General features: G+C 36.0%; 13 protein-coding genes. 7 read left to right on the top strand and 6 right to left on the bottom strand.

Features of this window, described 5'->3' with window-relative positions:
* The first annotated feature begins 1 nt into the window (after window position 1).
* On the top strand, window positions 2-1,861 hold the full coding sequence (locus tag HP569_RS06760) for a phage tail spike protein (protein ID WP_182200412.1): 1,860 nt from the start codon (window positions 2-4) through the stop codon (window positions 1,859-1,861).
* A gap of 1,122 nt (window positions 1,862-2,983) precedes the next feature.
* Here the strand turns inward: HP569_RS06760 and HP569_RS06765 are convergent.
* From HP569_RS06765 to HP569_RS06775, 3 genes are all read right to left on the bottom strand, one after another.
* Window positions 2,984-3,268 (bottom strand): hypothetical protein, encoded by a 285-nt coding sequence (locus tag HP569_RS06765; RefSeq protein ID WP_182200413.1) that lies wholly within the window; start codon window positions 3,266-3,268, stop codon window positions 2,984-2,986.
* 75 nt (window positions 3,269-3,343) lie between these two features.
* Window positions 3,344-3,574 carry a hypothetical protein gene (locus HP569_RS06770; protein WP_182200414.1) on the bottom strand — a complete coding sequence of 77 codons (231 nt, stop codon included), beginning with the start codon at window positions 3,572-3,574 and terminating at the stop codon, window positions 3,344-3,346.
* Between the two features lie 123 nt (window positions 3,575-3,697).
* Complete coding sequence (locus tag HP569_RS06775; RefSeq protein ID WP_182200415.1) at window positions 3,698-3,937, bottom strand: hypothetical protein; 240 nt, start codon at window positions 3,935-3,937, stop codon at window positions 3,698-3,700.
* A 245-nt stretch (window positions 3,938-4,182) separates the two neighbouring features.
* On the opposite strand from HP569_RS06775, the gene HP569_RS06780 reads away from it, so the two are divergent.
* Entirely contained in the window at window positions 4,183-4,797 is a 615-nt protein-coding gene (locus HP569_RS06780; protein WP_246366969.1) for a hypothetical protein, read from the top strand.
* A 125-nt stretch (window positions 4,798-4,922) separates the two neighbouring features.
* On the opposite strand, the gene HP569_RS06785 is transcribed toward HP569_RS06780, so the two are convergent.
* From HP569_RS06785 to HP569_RS14430, 3 genes are all read right to left on the bottom strand, one after another.
* Complete coding sequence (locus HP569_RS06785; RefSeq protein WP_182200416.1) at window positions 4,923-5,654, bottom strand: potassium channel family protein; 732 nt, start codon at window positions 5,652-5,654, stop codon at window positions 4,923-4,925.
* Between the two features lie 82 nt (window positions 5,655-5,736).
* Complete coding sequence (locus HP569_RS06790; RefSeq protein ID WP_182200417.1) at window positions 5,737-6,261, bottom strand: dihydrofolate reductase family protein; 525 nt, start codon at window positions 6,259-6,261, stop codon at window positions 5,737-5,739.
* A 136-nt stretch (window positions 6,262-6,397) separates the two neighbouring features.
* Entirely contained in the window at window positions 6,398-8,443 is a 2,046-nt protein-coding gene (locus tag HP569_RS14430) for a BMQ_0737 family morphogenetic spore coat protein (RefSeq protein WP_246366971.1), read from the bottom strand.
* 158 nt (window positions 8,444-8,601) lie between these two features.
* Here HP569_RS14430 and HP569_RS06800 point away from each other — a divergent pair, with 158 nt between their 5' ends.
* From HP569_RS06800 to lonB, 5 genes are all read left to right on the top strand, one after another.
* Window positions 8,602-8,868 carry a holin gene (locus HP569_RS06800; protein WP_182200418.1) on the top strand — a complete coding sequence of 89 codons (267 nt, stop codon included), beginning with the start codon at window positions 8,602-8,604 and terminating at the stop codon, window positions 8,866-8,868.
* 48 nt (window positions 8,869-8,916) lie between these two features.
* The gene (locus HP569_RS06805) at window positions 8,917-9,906 is read left to right on the top strand and encodes a hypothetical protein (RefSeq protein WP_182200419.1); all 990 of its coding nucleotides are present in this window, start codon (window positions 8,917-8,919) and stop codon (window positions 9,904-9,906) included.
* A 150-nt stretch (window positions 9,907-10,056) separates the two neighbouring features.
* Complete coding sequence (gene tig, locus HP569_RS06810; protein WP_182200420.1) at window positions 10,057-11,343, top strand: trigger factor; 1,287 nt, start codon at window positions 10,057-10,059, stop codon at window positions 11,341-11,343.
* Window positions 11,344-11,732: 389 nt separating this feature from the next.
* Window positions 11,733-13,010 carry an ATP-dependent protease ATP-binding subunit ClpX gene (clpX, locus tag HP569_RS06815; protein ID WP_182200421.1) on the top strand — a complete coding sequence of 426 codons (1,278 nt, stop codon included), beginning with the start codon at window positions 11,733-11,735 and terminating at the stop codon, window positions 13,008-13,010.
* Window positions 13,011-13,157: 147 nt separating this feature from the next.
* Entirely contained in the window at window positions 13,158-14,807 is a 1,650-nt protein-coding gene (gene lonB / locus HP569_RS06820) for an ATP-dependent protease LonB (RefSeq protein ID WP_182200422.1), read from the top strand.
* Window positions 14,808-14,832 lie beyond the last annotated feature (25 nt).

Raw genomic sequence — 14,832 nt, forward strand, 5'->3', positions numbered from 1 at the left:
ATTGATTACAGTTATACAAAAGAACAGAGAACCAATAGGCGCACTCGAAAACGCCTACGCAATATCCTACGAGAAGCCGTGGAACGAAATTCCGCTGGCTTCTTTTTCTTTGCCGTTAGATGACCCGAAGAATGCGCTATGCACGCCGTTAAATTACGTTGAAATCGTCGATGACAATTACGCAGGCGGGCGGTACATCGGACTATTCCGCATTATGCCGTCCTTAACCGTAAAGGATTCGACGGACAACGTAATTACCTACGAATGCCAGCACGTATTGTCAACGTTACTCGACGACGTGCTGTTCGGCTACCGGCAATTCTCGAATTGGACGACGAGAAACGTGCTTGAGGCGCTATTAAACGAACAAACGACGAAGCATTGGGCGCTAGGCGCTTGCGCGTTCACACGGTATTTCCACTACGGATTCCAAGACGAAAACGGAATTATCGGACCTATCTTCTCGACAGCCGAGCCGTTAGACGAACCGTACGAATGGACGTATGACACGCAGGCTTATCCGTGGACGCTCGGCTTAGAACGTCCTTCCAACGAGGTAAAAGGCGAGATTCGCTACGGAAAGAATATGCGGGCGATTGACCGTGAAATCGACCCGTCCAACGTAACCAACCGGATTTATCCGAAAGGGGCCGGGGAGGGCGTCAATCAGCTTACGATAAAGGATGTAAACGGGGGCGTTCCTTACCTCGAAAATGCCGAATCTATCGCAGAATACGGCTTACGTTCGTACATATGGGTCGACAATCGCTTCGAGGTAGATACGTCGTTAAAGGCGTATGCAAAGTCGCTACTGGACGAATGGTCAACGCCTAAAGTGACGTATCGCATAAGCGCTGCGGACTTATCGAGCCTGCCCGGATTCGAGCACGAAATTATCGAGGTTGGCGACTTAATCCGCATCATCGACCCGGACTTCGGCGAAATTGAAGCGCGCGTCGTCAAGGAATCAAAGTCGGACTTGAACGGGGAGCCTTACGCGATAACCTACGAGATTGCGAACCGCCTCGACGACATTACGACGAATCAAGCGAACCTTGAGCGGAAGCAGCAAGTTAACGAGGTGTATTCGCAAGGCTCAACGAACATCATGCCGTTTGATTACCAGGACAACGCGGACGAGAACAATCCGGCTGTTATCCGATTCTTTATTCCGGAGGACGTCCTCAATATAAATACGCTAGACTTAACGTTTGAAACCGAACAGGCTCGGACATATTCGAAAGCTACGGGTGGTGGTGGTGCAGTCGTCAAGTCAACGGGAAGTGGCGGAGGTACGAATAAAACTACCGGCGGAGGTGGCGGGACTGCGACTACTTCCGGAGCTGGCGGGAATCACCGGCACATGATTGCCTCATATAGCAGTGATCCATCAAGTACATTAGATAAAAAGCGCTATTACACTAGGTCACAGGGAGACGGTGGCTTTAACATAGCGTTGGATATTGAGTCCTCCAACACAGGAGACCTTTACACGCAAGGCGCTAGCGGCAATCATACGCACACAATCACATTAAATAACCACACACACCAATTTACCACAGACCCACATGCACACGAGATTACAATACCCGATCATACACACGGCATCAAACACGGAATATTTAAGCTAGGGAGCACGCCTTCGCAAGTATCAATCGAAGTCGACGGAAATCCCGTTCCTCATAACGGAAATAGAGCGACGAATCTCGATCTAATTCCGTACCTAGCTAAAAATTCAAACGGAAAAGTACGTAGGGGCGCTTGGCACGAAGTATCGATTAAACCTAACGGATTAGGGAGAATTAACGCAAACGTAATAACGCGACTATTTATACAAAGTCATATTGGCGGAAACTATTAAAATATTCGGAGTGATTAGATGAAGTTAATTATCGAACGACACAGTTCTTCGGAAGCCAAAACGGTGGAAGTTACGGAGTACGACGCAAAGTTACTCAACGAGCAAATAAACGACGAGACAATAAACACCGTCGTTATCGGAGATAAAATTATATCACGCATAGACGTGAAACTGGTCGAGCCAGTCGAGGAACCGGCGGAACCGACAACGTAAATAAAAAACGGGACGCGTGCACGCCTAAAACCAACGAAGCAACGAATAAACGGGGCGAATTAACGCCTCTGGCCGAAAAAATCCCACGGAAAAATATATAAATTGTAACGTAGATGGGCGCCTTAACTGGCGCCCGCTCTTTTTTTACCCTTTTTTCGGCGAGGTATTACGTTGGTATATACGAAGCACCCGCAATCACCGTTTTGTATATACGAATGTACTACGAAGGTATAACGATGTACTACGAATGTAATACCAAAAAGATGGGAGTTATGCCCGGACTATTGCCACGATCATCGTCCATTTAACTATTCCTTTTGCGCTTCCTACCTGGAATAGTACGTTGGAATAGTAAGAATGTCGTTATATCAACGTTTATAGCCGTTTTTAACTATTCCCGTTTTCCGGGACTTATATATAAAAGTTACGGGGAGTTATCGTTTTATTTTTCGGTAATGTTGAGCACCTGTACGATTTTATATGTAATCGTTGACTATCTCCGAAAGTTACGGTAAACTTTAAGAAAAGTACGGTTGTTCGACTCAATGACCGGTTCAACTTACGTATAGGATAACGTGGTATACCAACGTATAAACGTAGCAAACGGGAGTTCGAATCTCTCCTGGGACGCTAAAGATAGCCTTACAGCCTTAACAGTTGTGAGGTTTTTTGTTTGTTTGAATATAGGTTATTCCAAACAACTCATTTTATAGATTTTGAAGCACATAGAACAAAATTATTTCACTTAAAATAAAAATAATATGGTCAGAGAATCTCTTCAGCATGAAATATACTTGCTTATCACGGGCGATGAGAAATCAAAAATAATACAACAAGAAAAGCTGTCTTCGGGGAATTAAATGAGAAAAAGTTTATCATCATTAATAGCAAGAAATGATAAGATTGCAATTAAAAAATTGTAATTATAATGATTTTCCTTTGTTTAATTAAAGTTACTAAAGAAACATTATTAATTTTAAAAGAATGGAGTAGTTCTTTCGGATTGTCATCAAAATAACTACTAATTCTTTTTTTACCAATCCAAACAGCTCTACCCTTTTTTTCATTGGATATGAAGTATTGTACTTCATTATAAAAGAATTCAATTTCTCTACCTTGATTAAGATGACGCAAAAATCGATCATAATCTATATGTGAATTTTTAGTTTTATCATTATTTTGATTATTTATCATGTTAACAATATATACCTCCTACTGATCTAACGCGCTAAAAAATTTACTGTACTTTACCGACCTCATCATGATTTTTTATGAGTCTACTCTTTCGAAAGTAAGTATTTTTTCTTCAGGATTAATAGAAATTTTACAATCCCAAGTTGGCTTAATTTGAAGTTGATTCTTTTCATCTATCCAAATAAGACCATTAAATTCAAAATTGGATTCCACAAGTGCTAATTTTTTAGCTTTAATATCTACTACTGGACTTATATCTGCTGCTAACTTAACTGTCCAATCAAAAAATTCAATTTCTTTATACATTAGAATCTATCCTTTCTATCTTTACTAATATTATAGAGCGATCTAGATCATAATTCCTTTAAAAACTAATTATTTTATTGGTGGTTAGTGGGCTACCTTAATGCTATTACCAAATCTTATAATTTAATACATCCATTGTATATAAGGGTATAATAAGTTAAGGTTCTTATTTTTTAATTTTGCATTATTAAATAAAGAATCGACGTTATTAAATGTTTGCGTGAACGAATCTGTTACTCTTGTCAAATGACACAACCCATCAGGTGTATGACTTATCCAATATTCCTCATCATTATAATCAAAATTTATTTCCTCTCCAATTTTTACGAGTTGCTGCAGTTGTGCAAACTGTTGATCATTCATGAAATCACCTCATAAGACTAAATTAGGTATTTTAAACTCTTTTCCTGTATTTAATTTATTCATTATTTACTAATATAGTCTTATTAAGATTAATGTATCTGTTTAATTTTGTAAATGATTGTTTTTACAAATATACATAAAAGTGGTACTAAAACTTAGATAGTATAAAAGTTCTAACCTTCAATGGTAAAACAATCCAATAAATGATAAAATATTAATGAATTTTAAACAGGGGAGAGGTTAGTTTGAAAAAAATTGTACTTATATTATTTAGTATTATGCTAGTCGGTTTGGTTGCTTGTAGTGATGAGTCTTCTAAAGATGATTCATCAAATAAAGACGCTGAAGGGACGGAACAAGTAAAGAAAGAAGAAGATGAGAATGTAGAGGTAGATAAAAATTTATTAAGTGTAGAAATTACAATGCCCGCTTCAATGGTGGAGTCTATTGATCAATCCATTGCTGATGCTGAAGAAGAGGGGCTAAAAGTAAAAAAGAACGATGATGGCAGCTTAACTTATAAAATGTCAAAGGCAAAACACAAAAAATTAATGCACGAATATAAGGATCAAATCAATCAATCTATGGAAGAAATGACTTCAAGTGGAGATTTTCCATCTATACAGGATATAGAAGTAAATAAGGATTTCTCTAAATTCACAATGATTGTAGATCAAGAAAAATTTGAAAATAGTTTTGATGGCTTAGTTTCATTCACATTAGGAATATCTGGAATGTTTTATCAGTTATTCGATGGGGTTTCACCAGAAGACTATGATGTGACAATCGATGTCAAGAATTCGAATGGGGAAGTATTAGATACAATAAATTATCCAGAAGATATGGAAACAGCAGAATAGTTTTTATTAGATCACTTGTTGTAAGTCATTAATATAATTTCGATAGTACAAAAAAGCGTTTGTGAAATTAACCTCACGAACGCTTTTACCAATCTATTGATTACTTAAATCTATTCCATTTTTCTCTAATTAACATAATCATTGCTTTTACGCTTTTTAAGTTCATGTAAAATTGTTATCATTTCATTTATATCTTCTTCAGATAAATCTTCAAAGTTATTAAGCTGATCTTGAATAAACGAAACGCTTTTTATTTTCACCTTGTTTTCTTTTATAAAAAAAGTGGTTATAGAGCTTGTCAACATTCCAATTAAACCTATACCAACAATCATCAGAACTACCGCAACGACTCTGCCGACCATAGTTGAAGGGGAAATATCACCATAGCCAACAGTGGTAGTTGTAACGATAGACCACCAAACTCCATCAGAGAAAGTTTCAATATTTGGTTCAATATATGTAACAATTAAAGATGAAAGAAAGATCATAATAAATGATGTGTAAATAAGCTTATCTAATCCATTCGTTTTTAAGATTTTCAATAGGATAGGTACATGGTTTTTTGTCAAAAGAAATAAGCGAACTAGACGAAGTAATCGAGCGAATCTAGCAGTCTGGAATATAGCGTCCAGTGGAATAATTGCAATAATGTCAAAAATATTTGATTTCAAAAAACGCCATTTTTTTGTTGCAAAAATGAAGCGTACCAATACGTCAATAAAAAGAATTAACCAAACAATCCTATCAAAATAAATAAATAGTTCGTTATCAATCCATATAGTTGCTAGAGAAGCAATCACCAATATGAGGATGAATATTTCATAAATGAGATTAATTTTTACTTTATCAAATTTCATTTTTCTTTTCCTAACATTTAGATTTGGTTCTAATAGTTTAATTTTACCATACCATTGGTTGGAATTAATACATATTTTTCATTCATCTTCTCGTATATGTAAAAATCGGTAACCCTTCTTTCACAGTGTAATCTTCTAATTGTAATGGAATAGTTGGATTGTTGCCTTTAAACAAACGGATGCCGTCACCAAGAATGATTGGGACAATACCGATTATATATTCGTCAATTACATTTGCTTGAATAAAGTCTGCGGTCAAGGCGCTTCCACCAAATAGCCAAATATCTTTTCCCTCACGATTTTGAAGATCTTGAACGAAAGCAACGATGTCTGTATTTATAAATTCTATATTTACTTCATTCTTTTTATCTTGAGAAGTGGCTACAATGATTTTATGGTTAGCAAATGCTTCCATCGGACAATCTTCAAAGGACTTCCTTCCCATAATGATTGTATCTACTTGATTCATAAATTCAGGAAAACTGAAATCTTTTTCCGTATCAAGTTTGGTTTGACTATCTCCCTTGATCCACTCGTAGTTTCCATCCATATCTGCTATGTAGCCATCAAGACTTATTGCTAGATTAAGAATGATTTTTCTTTTCATAACATTCACCTACTTAAAATTATTACGTGAAGTATAACATACAAATAGCCGCAAGAAACCAATTTAAGCTTTTGATTTCGTGCGACTATCTTATAACTATATTAATTATTTTCTATTATAATACCCATCAATAATACTAAGGACGTTCATCACAATCTCCAATAAACGTAATGGGGTTTATTAGTGCTGCAAAAGTAGTAGAGAATGTATTGCCATGCATATCTGTAGCATCTACTGTCCAAGTACCGATGTTTCCAGCACCAATGGTTAACGTAATAATGACTTCATAGATTCCGTTTGGTAAATAGTTTCCTGTTGCTGTAGCTGTACCGCGTACGCTAGCAAATGTGTTTCCATCGCATTCAATTTCTATCCTTCTGCCGTTAATAAAGTTAATTGTATTTCCACCGTTTCCAAAGGCAACGTTAAAGTTGTCTACCGCTGGATTACACATTGGTGCAGCGGTGAAGCATTGTATCGCTGTAACATTAATCGTACCAGATAAGATAGCTGGTACGCCATTTCTAGTAACGTTAACAGTTGCTGGAGCTGCGCCTCCCTCGACCCCAATTCTGAATTTGCATGGACATTCTACTTCTGGACATTCAACCTGCACACCGATTGAAGTAGTGATTATTTCACCGTCTATTAATGTAGAAGCTGTAATAGTAGTAGAGAGTGTTGGTGTACCTTCTGGAATAGTTAGGGTAGTAGAAAAGGTGCCATCTGCGGCTGTTATAGTAGGGTTCGGTGTAAACGTCCCTACAGATGGAAAATCGTTAAATTCGATAAAAGCTCCTTCAACAGGCATACCATCACAAAATAATGAACCAGTAATAATTCCTTCACATGTTATTAGTGCATCTGCATTTAATTCTAATGAGCAATCTCGTTCACAGGAAACAATTACATTGATGGATGTAGTTAGTAAATCCCCATTAACTGTAGCTGAAGCGGTTATTTCAACATTCGTTGGTGGCGTACCAGCAGGAATGCTCACCGCAGACATATAATTACCATTTTCACCTGTATAAGCCGGGTTAGGATCGAAAGTTACAAAGGCTGGATTAGCAGTTAAAGTAACCTCAACATTAGGAATCAATTCACTTCCACATCGCACATTCCCGGCAATCATGTTATTGCATTCGATAAGATCTGGCCCAAATAGTGACAGCTCACAAGGTTCTATTGGACATTGAGCTAAGGTCGGCATTGAAACAGTTAACAATTGATCATCCACCATTGTACTTGCAATAATTTCAACCTCTGTTGGATCGGTACCATCAGGAACGGTTATAGTGCTAGTGAAATTTCCGAAGGCATCGGAAATAGTTGGATTAGGAGAGAAAGAAACGATGTTGGGTGAGGCAGATAAATTTATGATAGCCCCTTCGATAGGTTCATCATCACAAGTGATTGTACCAGATATTGTTCCTTCACAGACAGTTATAGCTGACACAAATAAATCTAATGAGCATATGTTACAAACAAAAGGAACTTGTTCTGCGCTTTTTCTAAGAGTTATCGTGGATTGACGTATAACCCAATCATATACTTTTGGTACATTGATACATACTTTTTCTCTGTTAGTACAATCTTTGTCCTTAAATTCTTCTGAAACGACAGGTAACATATTTTGATTAGGCTGGTTTAAATGATAGCAATTCGTTGTAATGCTTCGTTCATTGCAATGCTTTGCACTAATTTTTTCTCTAAGTTTACATAATTCTTCATCAACCTCAATCGTCGTATCTGTCACTGATTGAATGCTTTGACAGATATCCAGATTGATTTCCACTGACCTATAATTGTTGTTTCGACATTGGATTATTGCTGAACAATCAAACGCTGTGATTTTACACTCTACATCTGTCCCTTCTGGTGCGCAGAGTAACAAATTTTCAGTTTTATTGAATGGGATAGGGTCTGATAAACAAGTATCCATTCCATTTGACACTTTAATAACGATATAACCTGATTTTTGAATCACCACTTTCTGTAATAGGACTTCCTCGCCAGAAGGCAAGGTAACGATTACATCTTCTCTTTCATTTGAATGATCTTTAATTTCCTGACAAAGATTTGACGCAGGATCGCAGGGATCAATAGGATCGCCATTACTATTGCTCAAATAACATGAGACAATTCCCCCGTTATTTAATACGTCACATAATACAGCCAATTAACTCACCTACTTTTAATTAATTAGTACTAAAAGCAGTATATGAAGAGGTGATAAGAATGGTAAAGATACATGCCCTTTTAATAAAAACAATGATCAGGTGTCACTATATCATTTTTCATTCTATTTAATCGTATGCTATAGTGGAGGTGGATATAATGGATCAAGTATTGATGTTTGCAACAGTGTTAATCCCTATCGTTACTTCAATGGTTGAATTGATTAAAAAAACATTTTGTTTGCCGAAAAATTGGATTCCGATGATTAGTTTTGTTATTGGTCTTATTGTTGGTGTCCTCGCCTATCCATTTACAGAAATGGACTTAGTATTACGGTTGTGGGCGGGTGGGTTTGCAGGCTTATCTGCTACCGGATTGTTTGAAGTAATCAATAAAAGGGAAGGTATGACTAAAGAAAAAAAGTGAAAGGATGCTTTAATTCTGAAAATTTAGAACTGAGAGTAGGAATGACTCATGGAATCACATGATAAAAAAATTGTTTTATTTCCAAAATGGAAGGAGGAGATTGAAGGAAAAGCGTTTCAACTTGTAAGGGATAAAAAGTACGATGAAGCTCTAGAAAATCTCGATTTACTTCTTGATTATCAAGAAACAAATCAAGAAGCAGACATTGCTCGCTTAACTTGTTTAATTGAATTAGGTAAACAACAGCAAGCTGAAGTGCTTTGTGAAGAATTACTTGCTAAAAAAGACGATTATTATTTTGCGTACGTACATATTTATGCAACATTGTTATTTCAAGCTAATAAATATCATGATGTGTCACAGCTATTAGATGAAGTTTTTGAATCGGAAACATCTGTACCTGAGCCTTATTTATCACAATTAAATACACTTTATCAGCTAAATGAATCATTATTTAAGGAACAAACAGATCAACAAATTTCAACAACTTTGTCTAAGTTAAAAGAGGCAGTTGAGCAACAGGATGATGTGTTACAGTGGCATCTTGTGAATCACTTACACGATAGTGATATCACTCTATTTCTTGAGTTATTTAAGAAGATGCTAAAAAGTGATTCAATCAATCCGGTGGTAAAAACAGTCATTATTGGTTTGTTACAAGCCAATACATTTAATGAAGAAATAGAAATACGTAAATTTTCGAAAAAATTACATATCAACCCAAATGCTTTTCCTTATATGACAGATCATCCGGTTTATAAAAATATAAAAAAAGAATTGGAAGAGATAGAACAAAAAAATCCAACCCTATATGAATTGACAGATCAAATGTTATATCGGTACTTTTTTGTACTCTATCCATTTGTCTCAGACGATATCAATATTCTACATATTAAAGATGCAATTATCTACTTGAGTTCATTATCATTTAAAGACGAAAAAGCGATAGAATCAGAACAAATTAGTGAAACACTTGCAAGATACATAGAAGATCTTTTATATTATGAAAAAGTCTACTTTTCATTAATGAAGAAATAGTTTGTCGTTCCCAGTGAGTAAATGTTGAAAGGGAGCATGTTTATGTTATAATATAGTGGTTGTAATTTGCGTTCGGTCTCGTATAGAACAATCGTACTTTGAATGAACGGCAAATAGAAAGTATATAAGATTTTGATGGAGGGAAATAAAATGACAGCTAAATGGGAAAAACAAGAAGGCAATAAAGGCCTTTTAACTGTTGAAGTGGATGCGGAACAATTTGATAAAGCATTAGATGAAGCATTCAAAAAAGTAGTAAAGGATGTTCAATTACCTGGTTTCCGTAAAGGACGCGTACCACGTGGGCTATTCGAACAACGTTTTGGTGTAGAATCATTATACCAAGATGCTGTAGACATTATTCTACCAGAAGCATATGGTAATGCAATTGATGAGACAGGTATCGAACCAATTGATCAGCCAGAAGTAGATATTACACAAATCGAAAAAGGCCAACCACTAATTTTCACTGCTACTGTTGAAGTGAAGCCAGAAGTAACTCTAGGCGACTATAAAGGGCTAGAAGTTGAAGAAGTTTCAGTTGAAGTAACAGATGAAGATGTGGATCATGAATTAGAGCATCAACGTGAGCACCAAGCTGAATTAGTTGTAAAAGAAGAAGGAAAAGCTGAAGAAGGCGATACAGTTGTTATCGATTTTGAAGGTTTTGTTGATGGAGAAGCGTTCGAAGGTGGAGCTGCTGAAAACCATTCATTAGAAATTGGATCAGGTTCATTCATTCCAGGCTTTGAAGAGCAACTAGTTGGTAAAGAAACTGGCGAAGAATCAGAAGTAACTGTTACATTCCCAGAAGAATACCATGCAGAAGAATTAGCTGGTAAAGAAGCTACTTTCAAAGTGAAAATTCACGAAATCAAAGCAAAAGAATTACCAGAAATGGACGATGAATTTGCTAAAGATGTAGATGAAGAAGTAGAAACACTTGACGAGCTAAAAGAAAAAACGAAGAAGCGTCTAGAAGAGCAGAAGCAAACAGAAGCAGATAACAACAAGCGTGAATCACTAATTAATCAAGCTTCTGAAAATGCAACTGTTGAGATCCCAGATGCAATGATTAAAGCAGAGTTGGATCGTATGGTTCGTGAATTCGAACAAAGACTTCAAATGCAAGGTATGACAATGGATATGTACTACCAATTCTCAGGACAAGATGAAAATGCGTTAAAAGACCAAATGAAACAAGATGCATCAAAACGCGTGAAAACAAATCTTGTATTAGAAGCAATTTCTAACGCTGAAGAATTAGAAGTAACAGAAGAAGACATTAATAAAGAGCTAGAAACAATGGCTGGTATGTACCAAGTAGATGTTGAGCAATTAACTCAAATGCTTGGTGGCAATACAAACATGATTGAAGAAGATCTAAAATTCAAGAAAGCAATTGATTTCTTAGTAGAAAATAGTACTACAAAGTAAGAAATTATTGAGAAACAAGACACAAGTTGTCTTGTTTCTCTACATAGTAAAGAAAAAATGTATACTTTTAGTTGCTACATACATATAACATATATTAGTTGACAAATACGTAATTTTATACATAATGTAATATACCTTGATTTATAAGAATAAATAATCACGGCAACTAAAAATCATTTTTGAAAGAATATGTAATGATTTTACAGGTTCCAATGTTTCACATGTTTAGTGAAAGTTTGGAATGGAAACACTAAAAAACAGATGACAAAGTATTTTATTTTATTAAGATCCTTTTATCTGATATGATGTGAAAAAGAAGTAATAGGGAATAATATGCATGCTCTGTTTCCTGTTTCAGTAGATTTACTTACACTTGAGGGGTGAAATAGATGTATAAGTTTAATGAAGAAAAAGGACAATTAAAATGTTCATTTTGTGGAAAAAGTCAAGATCAAGTACGCAAACTTGTTGCTGGTCCTGGCGTTTATATATGTGATGAATGTATAGAATTGTGCACAGAAATTGTTGAAGAAGAGTTAGGTTCAGAGGAAGAAGTGGAATTTACAGAAATTCCAAAACCTCAAGAAATTCGTAACATTCTTGATGATTATGTTATTGGTCAAGATAAGGCGAAAAAGAACCTTGCAGTAGCTGTCTATAATCACTACAAACGTATTAATGCACCAAAAGTCGCTGATGATGTAGAATTGGCAAAGAGTAATATTGCAATGATCGGACCAACAGGTAGTGGTAAGACATTATTAGCGCAAACATTAGCGCGAATTATTAATGTGCCATTTGCAATTGCAGATGCAACATCATTAACGGAAGCGGGGTATGTTGGAGAAGATGTAGAGAACATCTTGCTAAAACTTATTCAAGCGGCAGATTATGATGTAGAAAAAGCAGAAAAAGGTATTATCTATATTGATGAGATTGATAAAGTAGCAAGAAAATCCGAAAATCCTTCTATTACACGTGATGTTTCAGGTGAAGGTGTACAGCAAGCATTGCTAAAAATATTAGAAGGTACTACTGCTAGTGTTCCGCCACAAGGTGGGAGAAAGCATCCTCATCAAGAATTTATTCAAATTGATACAACGAATATTTTATTTATTTGTGGTGGAGCTTTTGATGGTATCGAACAAATTATTAAAAGTCGTCTAGGTAAAAAGGTAATTGGATTTGGCGCTGATTCTGAAACGGATGATATGGATAAAGGCGCATTGTTATCAAAAGTATTACCAGAAGATATGCTGAAATTTGGTTTAATACCTGAATTCATTGGACGTCTTCCTGTACTCGGAAGTTTAGAACCATTAGATGAAGATGCATTAATCGAAATTTTAACAAAACCTAAGAATGCACTTGTCAAACAGTATACAAAGTTATTTGACATGGATAATGTAGAGCTTGAGTTTGAAGAGGATGCTCTAGAAGAAATTGCTAAACTTGCAATTGAACGAAAGACTGGTGCACGTGGATTACGTTCTATCATTGAAAATATCATGCTAGACGTCATGTATGAATTACCATCACGTGATGACATTGTGAAATGTATTATTACGAAAGATACAGTAACATTAGAAAATGGTCATCCTAAGTTAGTATTAGAAGATGGTTCAATTAAAGACAAAAACAAACAGACGCCTAAAGAGAGTGCGTAACTTTTGCTAATACGATGTGTTAGAGATCCCTTGTTATGTAGATAGCAAGGGATTTCTATTACATATAAATGAATTCTAAAAAAACGGTTTAGCTTCCATATTTGCGGAAATACTAACAAGTATCATTTATATTGACGGAGGTTAAAAATGGGACTTGTTACTTTTATTGTGATTGCACAGCTGTTTTTTGCTGCAATTGTGGGAATGTATTTTTGGAATTTAATGAGGCGTCAACGTACAACAAAAAATGGAGTTGCTAAAGAATCAAAAAAAGAGTTAGAAAAACTACAACGAATGAGACAAACGCAATTAACCATGCCGCTGTCTGAAAAAATAAGACCGACACTATTAGAAGATGTTATTGGACAACAAAGTGGAATTGAAGCTTTACGAGCCGCAATCTGCCATAGTAATCCACAGCATGTGATTATTTATGGTCCACCTGGTATTGGTAAAACTGCAGCAGCTCGGTTAGTATTAGAAGAAGCAAAAAGAAATATCGACTCACCTTTCTCAAATACAGCACCATTTATTGAATTAGATGCAACAACCGCAAGATTTGATGAAAGAGGTATTGCAGACCCGCTAATTGGATCGGTACATGATCCGATTTATCAAGGTGCAGGGGCGATGGGACAAGCTGGTATTCCTCAACCGAAACAAGGTGCTGTGTCACATGCACATGGTGGTATTTTATTTATAGATGAAATCGGTGAGTTACATACAACACAAATGAACAAACTTCTTAAAGTTTTAGAAGATAGAAAAGTTATTTTTGAAAGTGCCTATTATAGTGAGGAAAATGAACAAATACCTAGTCACATTCATCAAATTTTTTCTGAAGGATTACCAGCTGACTTTCGACTGATTGGAGCGACCACGAGAAGGCCTGATGAAATTGCACCAGCTATTCGTTCAAGATGCTTAGAGATTTATTTCAAAGAACTTGATCAAAATGATATGAGGCAAATTGGCACGAGAGCCTCTGAGAGAATTGGTAGTGGTTTAACCGAAAAAGCATTAGATCTATTAACGATTTATGCGAAAAACGGACGAGAAGCTGTTAATATGATACAAATTGCGTCTACCGTTGCAAAAAACAAAAATAGAAAAGAAATTAATGAAACAGATATAAACTGGGTTGCTGATGTTAGCCGTTTAACCCCTAAATTAGTTCAACGTATTTTACCAAGCTCTCAAATTGGGAAAGTCAACGGTTTAGCAGTATCGGGTCCAAGTACTGGTCATATTCTTTCTATTGAAGTATTGACCCTACCAGCTATTAGTAAAGGGTGTATTACTATTACTGGTATTGCGGAAGAAGAAACATTACGTGCAGGTGGGAAATCGATAAAAAGAAAAAGTATGGCAAGGTCTTCTGTTGAGACTGTAGTTACCTTTTTAAAATCAATTGGTGTGCCGGCTCATCAATATGATATACATATCAATTTTCCTGGAGGCGTACCAGTTGATGGGCCTTCCGCTGGACTAGCAATGGCCTTGGCAGTTTATTCGAGTATAAATAAACTTCCAATTAATCACCTTGTTGCGATCACAGGAGAGATAGGGTTACATGGTGAAGTTCGTCCGGTTGGTGGTGTACCAGTGAAAGTAAAGACAGCAAAGCAAGCAGGTGCAAAGATTGCTCTTGTTCCTAAAGATAATATGGATACATTATCACAGGATGATGCTAGTATAGAAGTTATACCAATTACAAATTTTATGGACGCATTACCATATGTTATACAGTCTGAAGTATCTAAAGAAAAAATAAATATAAAGAAAAAATTAAGTTAAATAGTGCGTAATGTACTGGAGGGAA

Origin of the sequence: Paraliobacillus salinarum, assembly GCF_014083865.1 — a bacterium.
Lineage (GTDB): Bacteria > Bacillota > Bacilli > Bacillales > Amphibacillaceae > Paraliobacillus > Paraliobacillus salinarum.

Bases quoted from the DNA above. Each gene is read 5' to 3' on its own strand.
- lonB (WP_182200422.1), top strand. From the start codon at position 13,158: ATGGGACTTGTTACTTTTATTGTGATTGCACAGCTGTTTTTTGCTGCA.
- HP569_RS06790 (WP_182200417.1), bottom strand. From the start codon at position 6,261: ATGAAAAGAAAAATCATTCTTAATCTAGCAATAAGTCTTGATGGCTAC.
- tig (WP_182200420.1), top strand. From the start codon at position 10,057: ATGACAGCTAAATGGGAAAAACAAGAAGGCAATAAAGGCCTTTTAACT.
- clpX (WP_182200421.1), top strand. From the start codon at position 11,733: ATGTATAAGTTTAATGAAGAAAAAGGACAATTAAAATGTTCATTTTGT.
- HP569_RS06785 (WP_182200416.1), bottom strand. From the start codon at position 5,654: ATGAAATTTGATAAAGTAAAAATTAATCTCATTTATGAAATATTCATC.
- HP569_RS06775 (WP_182200415.1), bottom strand. From the start codon at position 3,937: ATGAATGATCAACAGTTTGCACAACTGCAGCAACTCGTAAAAATTGGA.
- HP569_RS06765 (WP_182200413.1), bottom strand. From the start codon at position 3,268: ATGATAAATAATCAAAATAATGATAAAACTAAAAATTCACATATAGAT.
- HP569_RS06800 (WP_182200418.1), top strand. From the start codon at position 8,602: ATGGATCAAGTATTGATGTTTGCAACAGTGTTAATCCCTATCGTTACT.
- HP569_RS06770 (WP_182200414.1), bottom strand. From the start codon at position 3,574: ATGTATAAAGAAATTGAATTTTTTGATTGGACAGTTAAGTTAGCAGCA.
- HP569_RS06805 (WP_182200419.1), top strand. From the start codon at position 8,917: ATGGAATCACATGATAAAAAAATTGTTTTATTTCCAAAATGGAAGGAG.